The sequence below is a fragment of the Geomonas limicola genome, from assembly GCF_014193675.1.
GTDB lineage: Bacteria > Desulfobacterota > Desulfuromonadia > Geobacterales > Geobacteraceae > Geomonas > Geomonas limicola.
This window is the reverse complement of sequence record NZ_BLXZ01000003.1, coordinates 120,269-135,281: the sequence shown is the minus strand read 5'-3', so window position 1 is coordinate 135,281 and position 15,013 is coordinate 120,269. Positions and strand designations below refer to the sequence as shown.

General features: G+C 62.7%; 13 protein-coding genes. 9 read left to right on the top strand and 4 right to left on the bottom strand.

The window, feature by feature from the left end; genetic code table 11:
• Positions 1-53: 53 nt before the first annotated feature.
• The 4 genes from H7688_RS07725 to ilvC all read right to left on the bottom strand — a co-directional run bounded on the left by H7688_RS07725 (position 54) and on the right by ilvC (position 6,452).
• Positions 54-1,169 carry a sensor histidine kinase gene (locus tag H7688_RS07725; RefSeq protein WP_183360497.1) on the bottom strand — a complete coding sequence of 372 codons (1,116 nt, stop codon included), beginning with the start codon at positions 1,167-1,169 and terminating at the stop codon, positions 54-56.
• Entirely contained in the window at positions 1,153-1,866 is a 714-nt protein-coding gene (locus H7688_RS07720; RefSeq protein WP_183360496.1) for a response regulator transcription factor, read from the bottom strand. Before H7688_RS07720 ends, H7688_RS07725 begins: the two co-directional genes overlap by 17 nt.
• A 220-nt stretch (positions 1,867-2,086) precedes the next feature.
• Positions 2,087-4,444: a multicopper oxidase domain-containing protein gene (locus H7688_RS22790; protein WP_183360495.1), complete on the bottom strand. Its 2,358-nt coding sequence runs from the start codon at positions 4,442-4,444 to the stop codon at positions 2,087-2,089.
• 535 nt (positions 4,445-4,979) lie between these two features.
• Positions 4,980-6,452 carry a ketol-acid reductoisomerase gene (ilvC, locus tag H7688_RS07710; protein ID WP_183360494.1) on the bottom strand — a complete coding sequence of 491 codons (1,473 nt, stop codon included), beginning with the start codon at positions 6,450-6,452 and terminating at the stop codon, positions 4,980-4,982.
• A gap of 263 nt (positions 6,453-6,715) precedes the next feature.
• On the opposite strand from ilvC, the gene ilvY reads away from it, so the two are divergent.
• From ilvY to rseP, 9 genes are all read left to right on the top strand, one after another.
• Complete coding sequence (gene ilvY / locus H7688_RS07705) at positions 6,716-7,618, top strand: HTH-type transcriptional activator IlvY (RefSeq protein WP_183360493.1); 903 nt, start codon at positions 6,716-6,718, stop codon at positions 7,616-7,618.
• A gap of 237 nt (positions 7,619-7,855) precedes the next feature.
• A complete protein-coding gene (rpsB, locus tag H7688_RS07700) occupies positions 7,856-8,623 on the top strand; it encodes a 30S ribosomal protein S2 (RefSeq protein WP_183360492.1) in 768 nt (255 codons plus the stop codon).
• A 94-nt stretch (positions 8,624-8,717) separates the two neighbouring features.
• On the top strand, positions 8,718-9,368 hold the full coding sequence (tsf, locus tag H7688_RS07695; RefSeq protein WP_183355922.1) for a translation elongation factor Ts: 651 nt from the start codon (positions 8,718-8,720) through the stop codon (positions 9,366-9,368).
• Positions 9,369-9,540: 172 nt separating this feature from the next.
• Positions 9,541-10,260: a UMP kinase gene (gene pyrH / locus H7688_RS07690; protein ID WP_183360491.1), complete on the top strand. Its 720-nt coding sequence runs from the start codon at positions 9,541-9,543 to the stop codon at positions 10,258-10,260.
• Positions 10,261-10,262: 2 nt separating this feature from the next.
• Complete coding sequence (gene frr / locus H7688_RS07685) at positions 10,263-10,820, top strand: ribosome recycling factor (protein ID WP_183360490.1); 558 nt, start codon at positions 10,263-10,265, stop codon at positions 10,818-10,820.
• Positions 10,821-10,932: 112 nt separating this feature from the next.
• Positions 10,933-11,679 carry an undecaprenyl pyrophosphate synthase gene (gene uppS, locus H7688_RS07680; RefSeq protein WP_183360489.1) on the top strand — a complete coding sequence of 249 codons (747 nt, stop codon included), beginning with the start codon at positions 10,933-10,935 and terminating at the stop codon, positions 11,677-11,679.
• A gap of 42 nt (positions 11,680-11,721) precedes the next feature.
• A complete protein-coding gene (locus H7688_RS07675; protein WP_183361015.1) occupies positions 11,722-12,513 on the top strand; it encodes a phosphatidate cytidylyltransferase in 792 nt (263 codons plus the stop codon).
• 135 nt (positions 12,514-12,648) lie between these two features.
• Positions 12,649-13,809 carry a 1-deoxy-D-xylulose-5-phosphate reductoisomerase gene (locus H7688_RS07670; RefSeq protein ID WP_183360488.1) on the top strand — a complete coding sequence of 387 codons (1,161 nt, stop codon included), beginning with the start codon at positions 12,649-12,651 and terminating at the stop codon, positions 13,807-13,809.
• Between the two features lie 121 nt (positions 13,810-13,930).
• Positions 13,931-14,995: an RIP metalloprotease RseP gene (gene rseP / locus H7688_RS07665; protein ID WP_183360487.1), complete on the top strand. Its 1,065-nt coding sequence runs from the start codon at positions 13,931-13,933 to the stop codon at positions 14,993-14,995.
• Positions 14,996-15,013 lie beyond the last annotated feature (18 nt).

Below are 15,013 nucleotides of genomic sequence, written 5' to 3'. Positions count from 1 at the left end.
GCTTGTAAAGTTTTGGTAAAGAACCTGCGGGGAAAAGGTGGTAGGGCGAGAAGTTAGAGGGGGAGGCTGAACCAGATGCGGGTCTCGTTGCCGTCGCTTTCGGCTCCCACCTGGCCGCCGTGCGCTTCGATGAGTTCCTTGACGATGGAAAGGCCGATGCCGGCCCCCCCGGCGTCGCGGGAGCGGGAGCGGTCGGCGCGGAAGAAACGCTCGAAAAGAACGGGGAGGTCCTGCTCCGCGATGCCGGCGCCGGTGTTGCTGAAGACGGTCCTGATCTCCCCCTCGGCCACCCGGGTGCTGATGGTTACCCGGCCACCTGCCGGCGTGTACTTCCAGGCGTTGTCGGCAAGGTTGCGGATCGCCTGCAGGAGTTTCTCGGGGTCCCCCGTTACCCGGTCGCTGCCGGGGTCGAGATCCCAGTGCACCTCGAGCTCCTTCTCCTGGAAGTTGGGGCGGTAGAGGTCCATGATCTGCCCGAGCAGCTGGTTGAGGGAGATCTCCCGGCAGTCGAGAAAGGAGCGGGCCGCCTCGGCCTTGGCGAGCTGCTGCAGGTCTTCGACCAGGTGCACCAGGCGCAGCACCTCCTGCTCCAGCATCCGGAAGGTCTCCGGCGTGGGCGGGATCACCGCATCGCTCAGGGCCTCGAGGTAGCCGCGCAGGTTGGTGAGCGGCGTGCGCAGTTCGTGCGAGATGTCGGCGACCATGTTCTTTCTGAGCTGTTCGATCCCCTCGAGCTTGTCGGCCATCTCGTTGAACGCCGTGGCGAGTTGTCCCCCCTCGTAGCGCGAGGCCACCGGGACGCGCTCCGAGTAGTTGCCGCCGGCCACCTGGCGGGTGAGCGCCGACATCTGCAGAAGCGGCCGCAAGGTCCAGGTGATCAGGGCGTAGCTCAGCAGTGCCGAGAGGCAGAGGGCGATCACGGTGCCCCAGATCAGGTAGTGGTGGATTCCGTCCAGAAACGCGCGGTGGGCCTCGAGGGGGGAGACCTTGTGGACCGACAACAGCTCGCGGTAGTAGTCGGTGGCCAGCCGGTCGACCTTCAGCCAGACCACCACCACGGTGATGGCGACCAGCGGTATGATGTGGCTGAAGAGCAGCTTCCAGAGCAGGCGCTGGCGCAGCTGCTTCCCTTCGGGAGTCTTCATGGCGTCCTTACTGGTCGTTTTCATCGCGTAACCGGTAGCCGTGACCGCGTACGGTCTGGATGTAGCGCGGGTGCGCCGGGTCATCCTCGATCTTTTGGCGCAGCTTCCCCACATGGACGTCGATGACCCGGTCGATGACCACCTCGCCGCCGGGGTAGCAGTGCTGGAGGAGTTCCTCGCGGGAGAAGGCGCGTCCCGGCGCGGTCAAAAGGGCCTGCAGGATCTTGAACTCGGAAGAGGTGAGGGTGATGGGGCGGCCGTTGCAGGCGACCTTGCGCTTCTCTGCATCGAGCTCGAGGCCGATCCAGCTCAAAACCCGCGCGGGACGCGGTGCGGGGCGCTGGCTGCGGCGCAGGATCGCCTTGACCCGCTCCACCAGCTCACGGGGGCTGAAGGGCTTTACCACGTAGTCGTCGGCACCCATGGCAAGCCCCGACACCCGGTCCCCCTCCTCCTCGCGAGCGGTGAGCATGAGGATCGGCACGTCGGAGTCCTCGCGCAGCTGACGGCAGATCTCCCAGCCGTCCAGGTTGGGGAGCATGACGTCGAGGATCACGAAGACCGGCTCTGCGGCCCGGGCGGCGGCGACCGCCTCGGCGCCGTCGTGCACCTGCACGGTCGCAAACCCCTCCTTCCCCAGGTAGGCCGCCACCAGCGCCGCGGTATTGCGGTCGTCTTCCACGATGAGGACGGTCCCCTGCTGCTCGCTGGGTGAGGTCATGCTGGCTCCGAAAAAGAGAGGTCGAGGTTAAGGTTGAGGTTGAGAAAATACCCGATAGGGGGCGGAGGAATCGCAAGCTTTCCCCCTTGTTGAGCTCTCAGACGTCGTCATTTGTACTTCTTTTGCGGACCTGTCGTCAAGAAGTGAAGAGGGGGCACAAAAAAAGGGGGAGGCAGCGCCTGCCGCCTCCCCGACTCTGACTTCCTGCTGCGGAGGGCCCCTACTTGACGACCTTGTAGGGACGCATCATGTCGTTGTCTTCATGGTCCAGGATGTGGCAGTGCCAGACGTACTGCCCCTGGGTGGGATCGAAGGGGTACAGGTTCACCCCGGCCAGCGACTTGTTCGGTGTGAGCGGCACCCCGGTGGGAGCAAAACGCATCAGGACACGCATCACCTGTCCCGGAATCGACTTCGCGGTGTCCTTGAGACCTGCCTCCTCGGCTGGCGGCGGGGTCGCGTCGTGCAACAGGTAGGGCGCGACGTCAGGGTTACCGCCAACCACGGCTACCTTGTTCCCGTTGACCGTCGTGGTCCGGCCGTTGTTGTTGTAGGGGAGCGGCGGCCCGAAGCCGGGGCACGGGTTGAAGGGGTCGTCCGCCGGGTTGGGATCGACGTTGAAGCAAAGCGGCGAATTGACCACCGGCGAGTAGGCCTTCGGCCAGGCACCGGGGATGCGCGGGGAGACCCCGTCGTCGTAGCCGATGTAGCCTCCCGGGATGCCGGATCCCATGGTCCCGTCCATGTCGAAGGATTCACGGTTCATGATCTCGAACTGCACCAGGTGCGTGTGGATCGGGTGCGCGTCGGCGGTCAGGTTGATGATCTCCCACATCTCGATGGAGCCTACCCTCGGCGCCTCGCTGATGCCGTCGGCGGGAAGGTTCGGCGACATCTGGTTCAGGATCATCCCGTCGAAATTGGTGTTGTTGAGCAGCACCTCGATCGGGCCTCCCGCTCCGCCATGCTCCTTGAGGATGAGCTGACGTACCTTGTCGACCTTGACGCCGCGGGCGATGCCGCCGTTACCGTCAGTCAGCTTGAGGACCGGTGTGGGGCGCTGGCACTGCCCCTGCGCCGGGTCGCAGCTGGTGTCCTTGGCAACGCAGCTTCTGGCTACCACGAACCGCATGATGCTCGCCATCTGGGGCTGGTCCGCCGGCAGGGTGACCGGGTTCCCGTTCAGGTCGAGGCCCGGGTGCGGCACGGGGTAGAGACCGTCCGGGAAGGGGACGGGGGCATCGTTGGAGACGGTGATGGTCTTGCCGGCGAACTTGCTGAAATCGACGATGATGTCGGCGCGTTCCCCCGGCGCGATGAAGACCTGGCTTACGGCAACCGGTGCGTCGAGGTAGGCGGCGTCGGCCACGATCTGGTAGGTCGGAGCACCGAAACTGAGCCGGTAGACCCGGGCGTTGGCGCCGTTTAAGAGGCGGAAACGGTAGCGGCGCGGTTCCACCTTGAGGACCGGCCAGGGGGCGCCGTTCACGATAGAGACGTCTCCGATGAACTCGGGGATCCAGAACGGGTGGACGTCGGGGTTGGTGGGGGGGCCGTTCAGGTTGCTGGTGGCGACGTCGCTGCCGCTGCCGTCCGGGAAGAAGACCTGGCTGTTGGTGTCGAACTGGCGGTCCTGGAAGACCATCTCGATCTCGTAGGCGTCGCCGGGGAGCCGCTTGGGTTCCTTGGCAGAGTCGCGCAACAGGTAGAACCCCGCCAGGCTGCTGTAGACCCCGCCGCGGGTGGCGCCCAGGTTGTGATCGTGGAACCAGAGGGTGCCGGGCTCCTGGCTGTTGTTGTAGAGGTAGACCGCCTTGCCGGGCCCGGGGCGTCCCAGGGTCTTGAACTCCGGCCCCTTGCGGCCGTCGGGGGTGAACCAGGCGGTGGGGCCGCCGTCAAAGCCGGGTGGCACCTCGGCACCGTGCAGGTGCGGTACGGTCGGCGCCGGGCCCACGAACGGCCGGCAGCAGGCGTCGTCGGGGTTCTGCACGCAGTTGACCGGCGGAATCCGGGAATGGCAGGCCATGGCGAGCGGGTCAGCCCAGAGGTTGGTCTGGTCGATGGTGATCAGACCCTGGACCAGGCCGTCCACGAAGCTCGTGCCGCTCTGGTTTGAGTAGTTGAAGGGAGGAAGGTTGTTCACGTACTGGACCATGGTCGGATTCGAGCGGGTCGAGTCCAGGGTGACCGCGGGCCAGCGTGCCGGACCCAGCAGTTTCCCGGTGAGCGAGTCCGTCGTCTCGTAGGCCCAGATCTGGGTTTCCTGGATGTTTACTGCAGGGCAGGGGGCTGGTACCTGGTTGATACTGTCGAAATAGCTCGCGGGATAGGCGGACGCGTCGGTCGGCAGGATCTGCTGCCTGGTTTCCTTCATCTCGATGGTGACCAGGGGATGCTGCCTGGTATTGACCCGGGGCTGGCTCCCCGCTGGGCCGAAGACCGGCAGCGAGACGGCGAATTGGGGGATGCAGGCCCCCGGAACTGCGGTTTGCGGGACCAGGACACTCGCCCGGGCTGTCGTTACCTCGATCAGCAGCATGGCGAGCATGAGTCCCAGCTGAAACGTTCTCGTTCTCATCGTGGTTCTCCTCGTGAGAGGAGCAGCTTCCACGCCCGGGTGCCGCCGCCCGGTGTCCGATGGCGGCGGCTGTGGGCGTTCCGGCTGGTGCGCCCGTAAGGGGTGGGCAGCACGGCGTGTAGAGGTAAACCTAGGTGCCTCTGCTGTGGTGTTGCCTTTTAAACACTCCTTGCTGGAGAGGGAGCCGTCATGGCTTGCTACTCCTGAATCATTGAACTGGATATAAGTGTCTGGGTGTAAAACCTAATCTATGTCGATCGATCCTCACTCACAGGCCCCAACGGGGGTACTGACACAGGTTGGGGTGCTATGTGAAGTGCGAGGTACTGATTTACAGAATTTTACAACTTCGAAAACAACTGGCAATAACGCTGCCTGTAAAAAAAAGGGCCAAGTCAATCGACTTGGCCCTTCTGTCGTTCTGGTCCTTCCGGTACGGCCGGCAGTGCCGGGAAAAGCGGCTCTCTCAAGTCTGCAGTGAGATTCCCGTCACTCCCCGTGAGTCGGCGTTACCGCCGCAGAGTCTGCCCGGTCACTAGACGATGCGCTTCATACCTTTCATGGCGGCGCGCAGTTCCTGACCCACTTCCTCGACGAGATGGCTGCGGATGTCGGCATTCACCGCCACCAGGAGGGTGTTGTCCACGCTGTTGTCGGCAAGGTCGAGCCCTTTGCCGATCACGTCGGTGCCGACCTTGGCCATGAAGTCCTTCAAGAGCGGCACGCAGGCGTGGGCGAACAGGTAGCAGCCGTACTCGGCGGTGTCGGAGATGACCCGGTTCATCTCGTAGAGTTTCTTGCGTGCGATGGTGTTGGCGATGAGCGGGGTCTCGTGCAGCGACTCGTAGTAGGCGCTCTCCGGCTCGATGCCGGATTCCACCATGGTCTCGAAGGCGAGCTCCACGCCGGCCTTCACCATGGCGACCATGATGATCGCCTTGTCGAAGTACTCCTGCTCGGAGATCTCGCCGGCTGCCTCGGTCTGCTCGAAGGCGGTCTTGCCGGTCTCCTCGCGCCAGGTCAGCAGTTTCACGTCGTTGTTCGCCCAGTCCTCCATCATGGTGCGGGAGAATTCGCCGCTCATGATGTCGTCCATGTGTTTCCAGAACAGGGGGCGCATGATCTCTTTGAGCTCTTCCGCCAGCTTGTAGGCGACCAGCTTAGCCGGGTTGGAGAGGCGGTCCATCATGTTGGTGATGCCACCGTGCTTCAGCGCCTCAGTGATGGTCTCCCAGCCGAACTGGATGAGCTTGACGGCGTAGGGGGCGCCGATGCCGTTTTGCACCATCTTGTCGAAGCACAGAAGTGCGCCGGCCTGCAGCATGCCGCACAGGATGGTCTGCTCGCCCATCAGGTCCGATTTCACCTCGGCGATGAAGGAGGATTCCAGCACACCGGCGCGGTCGCCACCCTGGGCGGAGGCGAGAGCCTTGGCGATCTCCAGGCCATCACACTTCGGGTCGTTCTCCCCGTGCACGGCGATCAGGGTCGGTACGCCGAAGCCGCGCTTGTACTCCTCGCGCACCTCGGTACCCGGGCACTTCGGGGCCACCATGATGACGGTGAGGTCCTTGCGGATCTGGGTGCCTTCCTCGACGATGTTGAAGCCGTGGGCGTAGGTGAACACGGCGCCTTCTTTCATGAAGGGGATGACGCTCGCCACCACGGCGCTGTGCTGCTTGTCCGGGGTGAGGTTCATGACGATGTCGGCAGTGGGGAGCATTTCAGCGTAGGTCCCCACCTTGAAGCCGTTGTTCACGACGTTCTGGTAGGACTGGCGTTTCTGGGCAATCGCCTCGTCGCGCAGGGTGTAGGAGATGTCCAGGCCGGAGTCGCGCATGTTGAGCCCCTGGTTGAGCCCCTGGGCGCCACACCCGACGATGACGATCTTCTTGCCCTTCACGTAGTCGCAGCCGTTGGCGAACTCGGAGGCATCCATGAAACGGCAGGTACCCAGCTCCTGCAGCTGGCGGCGCAGCGGCAGCGTGTTGAAATAGTTCTGACCCATTGCTGATCTCCTCTTTATGTAGGTGGTGATGGTTGCTGGTAGTTTCAGTGCAGGCGAATGTATACTAATTTGTTCGTTGCGTAAATTGAATTATTGTGCATATTGTGTTGCGTGATACGCAAGAGTGGGGAGTCTTCTTGAGGGGACTGGCTCCGCCAGGTGCCTGTTCCCCTGCATTTGCGGTGAAGACACCTTCCTGTCCACGTTGTGCCGGCAGCGCATAAGAATTGCCAGTTCCCTACCTAGCTTCAGGAGAGTCACCCATGGACATCCGCGAAATGGAAATCTTTCTCACCGTGGCCGAGCTGCGCCACTTCGGGCGGGCGAGCCAGGCCTGCAACCTGAGCCCCTCGGCGCTCACCCGCACCATCCAGCGCCTGGAAGAGGAGGTGGAACAGCCGTTGTTCCTGCGCGACAACCGCACCGTCACCCTTTCGGCTGCCGGCGAACGCTTCCGGGCCTATGCCCGGCTCGCGCTGCAGGAGTGGCAGACCTTCCGTGCCGCCAGCAAGAGCGAGCAGTCGGTGGCCGGCACGCTCTCCATCTATGCCTCGATCACCGCGGTGTACAGCCTGTTGCCGCAGCTTCTGGAATCCTACCGGGACAGGTTCCCCGAGGTGCAGCTGGAACTAAGGACCGGGGCAGCCGAGCAGGCCGTGGCCCAGGTGCAAAGCGGAGAGATCGATCTCGCGGTGGCGGCACTCCCCGACCGGCAGCGCTCGCGCATCGAGTTTCTCCCCATCGTTACCATCCCGCTGGTCTTCATCGCCCTCAAACGCCAGGTTTTAACCTCGGACTGGCTGTGCGAGGGGCGCCTCAACCTGGCCCGTGCCCCCCTGGTGCTCCCCCAAACGGGGCTCTCCCGGCAGCGCCTGGATATCTGGCTCAAGGAGCAGCGCATCACCCCCAATATCACCTCCGAGGTCTCCGGCAACGAGGCGATCATCGCCATGGTCCGCTTGGGATGCGGTGTGGGGATCGTGCCGGAACTGGTACTCGAGAAGAGCCCGTTTCGCGACGAGGTGGCGGTCCTCTCCCAGGCGCCCCGTCTGGAGCCGTACGTGGTCGGCCTGTGCACCAGCAAGCGCACCCTGCAGCGCCCAAGCGTCCAGGCCTTCTGGCGCCTCGCCGAGGAACGCTCGAAGACGCCGGCGCTTCCGGGGTAGAGCTCACATGGAAAGCTCTCCCGCAGGGGGAGAGGGGGCCCGAATCAGGCATTCCTGTTGAGCCCTCCACGCAGAGATAGGAAGTCCGCTTGTCCAAAATGCCCTTGCCAACCCCGGTATCCTGTGCTATATAAGTTCGCTGTTTAAAATTCGCACGCCATCTCTTCCTAGCCGGTGGTGCCCGCAATGCGGGTTCCGGCAGTCTGGGTGGCGGAGGGAAAACCAAAGGAGAAAGAAATGTCGAACATCACCATGAAAGAACTGCTGGAAGCGGGTGTCCATTTCGGTCACCAGACCAAGAGATGGAACCCGAAAATGAAGCCGTACATCTTCGGCGCACGTAACGGTATCTACATCATCGACCTGCAGAAGACCGTGCGTCTGTTCAAAGGCGCTTACAGCTTCGTGGCCGACTCCGCCCAGGCTGGCGAGACCGTCCTGTTCGTCGGTACCAAGAAGCAAGCTCAGGATTCCGTGGCCGAAGAGGCACAGCGTTGCAACCAGTACTACGTGAACGAGCGTTGGCTGGGCGGCATGCTGACCAACTTCTCCACCGTAAAGCAGAGCATCGATCGCCTCAAGCGTCTGGATGCCATGATCGCCGACGGCACCATCGAGGCTTACACCAAGAAAGAGCAGCTCAAACTCGGCAAAGAGCGCGAGAAGCTTGAGAAGACCCTGGGCGGCATCAAGGGGATGGGCAAACTGCCGGGCGTCCTGTTCGTAGTTGACCCGAAAAACGAAGAGATCGCCGTCAGCGAAGCGAAGAAACTGGGTATCCCGGTTGTCGCCATCGTCGACACCAACTGCGATCCGGACGACATCAACTACGTCATCCCGGGCAACGACGACGCGATCCGCGCCATCCGCCTTTTGACCGGCAAAATGGCCGACGCGGTTCTGGAAGGCGTTCAGGCCCGTCAGGCTCGCCTGCAGACCGGTGCCGAGGAAGAGTTCACCGCCGTGGCCGAAGAGGTCGTGGAAGAGACCGCCGGCGAGGCCTAAGGACTCGTCCCTGTCGGAACCCTTTGAACAGCTAAATAACTAACTTCGAGCTCCCCCGTCTCCGGGCGGAGGGAGTTTCGGACGGAGGATACTGATGAGCATCACCGCTGCAATGGTAAACGAACTGAGGAAAGTAACCGGCGCCGGCCTCATGGACTGCAAAAAGGCCCTCACCGAGACCGCTGGCGACCACGAGAAGGCGATCGACTACCTGCGCAAGAAAGGGCTCGCCGCCGCTTCCAAGAAGGCCGGCCGTGCTGCTACCGAAGGTCTGGTCGGCTCCTACATCCACGCCGGCGGCAAGATCGGCGTCCTGGTGGAAGTGAACTGCGAAACCGACTTCGTGGCCAAGAACGAAAACTTCCAGGCCTTCGTGAAGGACATCGGCATGCACATCGCTGCTGCCGCGCCGCAGTTCGTACGTCGTGAAGAAGTTCCGGCCGAGCTCCTCGAGCGCGAGAAGGACATCTACCGCGCCAAGGCGAAAGAGAGCGGCAAGCCCGACGCCATCGTCGAGAAGATCATCGAGGGGCAGATCAACAAGTTCTACGCAGACATCTGCCTCATGGAGCAGAACTATGTGAAGGACCCGGACAAGACTGTCCAGACCCTGCTCAACGAGACCATCTCCAACATCGGCGAGAACATGAGCATCCGGCGTTTCGCACGCTTCGTGCTCGGCGAGGGCTTGGCCAAGAAGGAAAGCGACTTCGCGGCAGAGGTCGCCGCGGCGGCCGGCGTGTAACGCAACCCACAGAGCCGGCCATGAAAATGGGCGGCTCTTTTTTTTGCCCCCCCACATCAGGTTCTACGTTCTACGTTCTAGGTTCTACGTTAAAACAGTCGTCCGCGCGGTTGTAACGTAGAACGTAGGACATAGAGCCGTCTCACAACAGCAGCATTCTCAGGTGAACACGATGGCAGAACCCTATTACAAAAGAGTGCTCCTGAAACTCTCCGGCGAGGCGCTGGGGGGCGATCAGGGCTACGGCATCGACCCGAAAACCATCACGACCATCGCCCGCGAGGTGAAACGCGTCGTGGAACTCGGCGTACAGCTCTCGCTGGTGATCGGCGGCGGCAACATCTTCCGCGGCCTGGCTGCCTCCTCGAAGGGGATGGACCGTGCCAGCGCCGATTACATGGGGATGCTCGCCACCATGATCAACTCGCTCGCCATGCAGGACGCCCTCGAGAAGGTCGGCGTGGATACCCGGGTGCAGTCGGCCCTGGGGATGGCCGAGGTGGCCGAACCCTACATCCGCCGCCGCGCCATCCGTCACCTGGAAAAGGGCAGGGTGGTCATCTTCGGTGCCGGCACCGGCAACCCCTACTTCACCACCGACACCGCCGCGAGCCTCAGGGCCATGGAGATCGGTGCCGACGTGATCCTCAAGGGGACCAAGGTGGACGGTGTCTACTCCGCCGACCCGGCCAAGGATGCCAGCGCCACCAAGTACCAGACCCTCGACTATATCGACGTCCTGAAAAAGGGGCTTCAGGTCATGGACGCCACTGCCATCTCGCTCTGCATGGACAACAGTCTTCCGATCATCGTCTTCGATGTGACGACCGACGGCAACGTCTGCCGCGTCGTCTGCGGCGAGTCGATCGGTACCCTCGTAAAAGGAGCATAAGCATGATCAAGGACGTTATCGCCGACATGAATGTCCACATGGACAAGACCATCGACGCTCTCAGGAAGGAATACCAGCGGGTACGTACCGGCCGCGCCAACTCAAGCCTGTTGGACGACGTGCGCGTCGACTTCTACGGCACCCCGTCGCCGGTAAGCCAGGTGGCCACCCTCTCGGTCCCGGAGCCGCGCACCATCACCATCCAGCCCTGGGAACCCAAGATGATCCAGGTCATCGAGAAGGCCATCCTCAACTCGAACCTCGGGCTCACCCCGGCCAACGACGGCAAGGTGATCCGTCTGTCCCTGCCGCCCCTCACCGAGGAGCGCCGCAAGGACATCGTGAAGCAGATGAAGCGCGACGCCGAGGAGGCCAAGGTGGCCCTCAGGAACATCCGCCGCGACGCCATCGACAAGCTGAAGAAGCTCGAGAAGGACAAGGCGATTTCCGAGGACGAGCTGAAGCGCGCCGAGAAAGACGTGCAGGATTCCACCAACGCCCACGTGGCCAAGGTGGACGAGGTACAGCAGCACAAGGAAAAAGAGGTCATGGAGATCTAACCGCAGAACGGGCGGGGTGCCCCCTGGTTCCCCCGCCCGTTTAACCGGTTGCCGCAGCACCACTTTTTGCGTAAACCCCCAGCGTTGGGGATTTTTTGTTTCTAGGGTGGGTATGGATACGTTAAAGCCGGAGAACCTCCCGGTGCACCTGGCCGTCATCATGGACGGCAACGGGCGCTGGGCCAAAAGCCGCATGCTGCGCCGGATCGTCGGACACCAGAAGGGGGTGGAAACGGTCCGGGTGATCGTCGAGGAATGCTCCCGGCTGGGTATCCGCTACCTTACCCTGTTCGCGTTCTCGGCGGAGAACTGGCTGCGTCCCAAGGCGGAGGTGAAGGCGCTCATGGCGCTTTTGAAGCAGTACATCCGCGCCGAGATCGCCCGCATGATGCAGAACAACATCCGCTTCAACGTGATCGGCAACCGCGCCGACCTACCCGAGGACATCAACCGCGAGATCGAGGCTGCCATCGAGAAGACCTCCCGGAACACCGGGATGCTGCTCACCCTGGCGCTCTCCTACGGCGGACGCCAGGAGATCGTCTCCGCCGCCCGGCGCCTGGCTCTCGACGCGGCGGCCGGCCACCTGGACCCCGAAGCAATCGACGAACAGATCTTCTCCGGGCGGCTCTTCACCGCCGGGATCCCGGATCCCGACCTCTTGATCAGAAGCAGCGGCGAGATGCGCATCAGCAACTTCCTGCTCTGGCAACTGGCCTATGCCGAACTCTACTTCACCGAGGTGAACTGGCCCGACTTCGATCGCGACGAACTGGCCCGTGCCTTCCGTGCCTACCAGGCCCGCGAGCGCCGTTTCGGCAAGACCAGCGATCAGCTGCGCAAGGAAGACGTCGACTAAACCCGTTTGCGTCGGGATCCCCCGCACGTCAAGGAGTGCGCTATCCAACGACTAATCACCGCCGCCATACTGCTGCCGCTGGTCATCCTGTTCACCCTGAAGGCCACGGCGTTCCAGTTTTCCCTGTTGATCTTTCTGATTGCGCTCGCCGGCCTGGACGAGTTCTACCGGATGACGCTTCCGACCCGCAGGGGGGAGGGGCGCGTCGCCGCCCTGGCGGGAGCCTGCTCGGTCTTCACGGTCTTCTCCGGCAGCCCCATCGTTCCACTCATGACCTTCACCGCCCTTGTCCTGGGGTTTGCGCTCATCGCCCTGTTCAGGCTGAAGGAGATCCCGCAGGCCGCGGCCGACAGTGCCCTGGTTCTCATGGGGTTCCTCTACGTGCCGCTTTTGCTTTCCCACCTCATCCTGATCCGCATGCTGCCGCACGGCATCCCCTGGCTCTTCCTGATCATGGTGATCGTGATGACCGGCGATTCCGCCGCGTACTACGTGGGGAGCTCTTTCGGCAAGACCAAGCTCTACCCGGCGGTCAGCCCCAAAAAAAGTGTGGAAGGATCCCTGGGCGGGTTGGCCGGGAGCGTCGCCGGTGCCTTCGTGGCCAAGGCGATCTTCTTCCCGGAGCTTACCCCTGTCGACTGCGTGGCGACGGCCCTGGTACTGGGAGTGCTGGGACAGTTGGGCGATCTCTTCGAGTCGCTCATCAAGAGAAGCTGTGGCGTGAAGGATTCCGGCGTCATCTTCCCGGGGCACGGCGGTATACTGGACCGGTTGGACAGCATCCTCTTCGCCGGCCCGGCCGCGTTTTACTACGCCTATTTCCTGCTGCGCTAGGCGAAGCTGCCGTCGCTTAAGCCCCCCCACCCCCGCCAAGGGGGCGGGAGAGCCGTAGAAGTTGTAACACACACCTGCGATTGACCGGACTCTGCTTCAGGCGGGGGCACCGGTTTGAACGTCCAAGAGGGTACTATGAAAAAACTCACCATTCTCGGCTCCACCGGCTCCATCGGCGTCAGCACGCTCGACGTCGTCTCGGCGCAGCCCGACATGTTCAAGGTGGTCGCGCTGACCGCCGGCTCCAACATGGAACTCCTCAAGGAGCAGATCGAGAAGTACTCCCCCGAGGTCGTCTCGGTGCTCAACGAGCACAAGGCGCGCACCCTCAAGAAGATGCTCACCGGCAAGAAGCCGGAGATCCTGCACGGCGTCGCTGGCATGATCGCCGCTGCAACCGCCGCCGAAACCACTATGGTGGTGGCCGCCATCGTGGGCGCCGCCGGCCTGGTGCCGACCGCGGCAGCCATCATGGCAGGCAAGGATGTGGCGCTCGCCAACAAGGAAACCCTGGTAACTGCCGGCCACCTGGTCATGAACATGGTGCGCGAGAAGGGTGTCAAGCTCTACCCGGTGGACAGCGAGCACTGTGCCGTGTTCCAGTCCATGGTGGGACACCGCGACCAGGACATCTCCCGCGTGATCCTGACCGCCTCGGGCGGGCCGTTTCTGAACTGGTCCCGCGACCGCCTGGCCAACGCCACGGTGACCGACGCTCTCAACCACCCGAACTGGAGCATGGGACGCAAGATCACCGTCGACTCTGCCACCATGATGAACAAGGGGCTCGAGGTCATCGAGGCCCGCTGGCTCTTCGACATCCCGGTCTCCCGGATCGACGTCAACGTGCATCCGCAGAGCATCATCCACTCGATGGTGGAGTACGTGGACGGCAGCGTGATGGCGCAGCTCGGAGTTCCCGATATGAAGGGGCCCATCGCCTACGCGCTCACCTACCCGGCGCGCATCCCGTCCGGCGTGAAGCCGCTCGACCTCACCACGCTTTCCGGGCTTACCTTCTTCAACCCCGACCTGGACCGCTTCCCGGCACTGAGGCTCGCCTACCAGGCGTCCGAGTCCGGCGAGAGCATGCCGGCCGTCATGAACGCGGCCAACGAGATCGCCGTCGACGCCTTCCTGGGGGGACGCATCGGTTTCATGGCCATCGCCGAGTCGATCGAGAAGGTCATGAACCTGCACACCCCGCACGCGCTCAACTCCATCGAGGAGGTCCTCGAGGCCGACCTCTGGGGACGCCGCACCGCGCGCGAAGTTCTGGGCGTGCCGCAGCCGTAGCTAAAAGGATTGAATTGGTCCTGGAGATAGTGCACAGTAAGCAGGTAACGAGAGCCAACTTTATATCGCTTTTCCCACACCGGCGCATCCTAGGCATCGCGTCATCTGAGAGGGAAACCTTATGAGTATCATCTTTGCGATCATCGCCCTTGGGGTGCTGATATTCATTCACGAACTGGGGCACTTTCTGCTCGCCAAGAGCTGCGGCGTGGGAGTGGAGAAATTTTCCCTTGGTTTCGGCCCCAAGATCATCGGCAAGAAGGTGGGCGAGACCGAGTACCTGCTCTCCGCACTTCCGCTGGGGGGCTACGTAAAAATGGTGGGGGAGGGGGAGGACGCCGAGGTCTCCGAGGAGCAACTCAAGCAGTCCTTCGCCGAGAAGTCGCCCCTGCAGAGAATCGCCATCGTTGCGGCGGGGCCGGTGTTCAACCTCCTCTTCGCGCTTTTGATCTTCATCGTCATCTACCTGATGGGAGTCCCTGCGGTCACCACCAAGGTCGGTGAAGTGATGCCGGGAAAACCGGCGGCCAAAGCAGGTCTCCTGGCGGGTGACCTGATCACCGCGGTAAACGGCAAAGCCGTCAACCGCTGGGACGAGTTCGCCAAGATCATCGCCGAAGGGAAGCTTGCACCGCTGGAACTCCAGGTGAAGCGCGGCCAGGAGGCCAAGACGTTCACCATGGTGCCGGAGAGCCGTACCGCGAAGAACCTCTTGGGCGAGACGGTGACCCAGCCCATCGTCGGCGTGGTTTCGGCCGGTGACACGGTCATCGATCACTTCCCGCCGCTCGAGGCGATCCAGAAGGGGACTGCCCAGTGCTGGAACGTGATCAAGCTCACCGTGCTCTCGCTGGTGAGGCTGGTGGAGCGTGCCATTCCGCTCGACACCATCGGCGGGCCGATCATGATCGTGAAGATGGCAGGCCAGCAGGCGGCCGCGGGGGGGATCAACTTCCTCGCCTTCGTGGCACTTTTGTCCATCAACCTCGGTGTCTTGAACCTCTTGCCGGTGCCGGTTCTGGACGGCGGTCACCTGGCATTTTTCATCATCGAGCTCATCATCGGCCGCCCGGTCAGCAAAAAGGCCCGCGAAGTGGCGCAGCAGGTGGGTCTCGTGCTCCTGATCAGCCTGATGACCCTCGCCTTCTACAACGACATCGCCCGCATGATCATGAGCAAGGCGTAAAGTGTACGGACTCTGACT

Excerpts from the sequence above, each read along its gene's own strand:
- H7688_RS07720 (WP_183360496.1), bottom strand. The coding sequence starts at position 1,866 with ATGACCTCACCCAGCGAGCAGCAGGGGACCGTCCTCATCGTGGAAGAC.
- pyrH (WP_183360491.1), top strand. The coding sequence starts at position 9,541 with ATGGCAGAACCCTATTACAAAAGAGTGCTCCTGAAACTCTCCGGCGAG.
- ilvY (WP_183360493.1), top strand. The coding sequence starts at position 6,716 with ATGGACATCCGCGAAATGGAAATCTTTCTCACCGTGGCCGAGCTGCGC.
- H7688_RS07725 (WP_183360497.1), bottom strand. The coding sequence starts at position 1,169 with ATGAAAACGACCAGTAAGGACGCCATGAAGACTCCCGAAGGGAAGCAG.
- uppS (WP_183360489.1), top strand. The coding sequence starts at position 10,933 with ATGGATACGTTAAAGCCGGAGAACCTCCCGGTGCACCTGGCCGTCATC.
- rseP (WP_183360487.1), top strand. The coding sequence starts at position 13,931 with ATGAGTATCATCTTTGCGATCATCGCCCTTGGGGTGCTGATATTCATT.
- H7688_RS07670 (WP_183360488.1), top strand. The coding sequence starts at position 12,649 with ATGAAAAAACTCACCATTCTCGGCTCCACCGGCTCCATCGGCGTCAGC.
- tsf (WP_183355922.1), top strand. The coding sequence starts at position 8,718 with ATGAGCATCACCGCTGCAATGGTAAACGAACTGAGGAAAGTAACCGGC.
- H7688_RS22790 (WP_183360495.1), bottom strand. The coding sequence starts at position 4,444 with ATGAGAACGAGAACGTTTCAGCTGGGACTCATGCTCGCCATGCTGCTG.
- rpsB (WP_183360492.1), top strand. The coding sequence starts at position 7,856 with ATGTCGAACATCACCATGAAAGAACTGCTGGAAGCGGGTGTCCATTTC.
- ilvC (WP_183360494.1), bottom strand. The coding sequence starts at position 6,452 with ATGGGTCAGAACTATTTCAACACGCTGCCGCTGCGCCGCCAGCTGCAG.
- frr (WP_183360490.1), top strand. The coding sequence starts at position 10,263 with ATGATCAAGGACGTTATCGCCGACATGAATGTCCACATGGACAAGACC.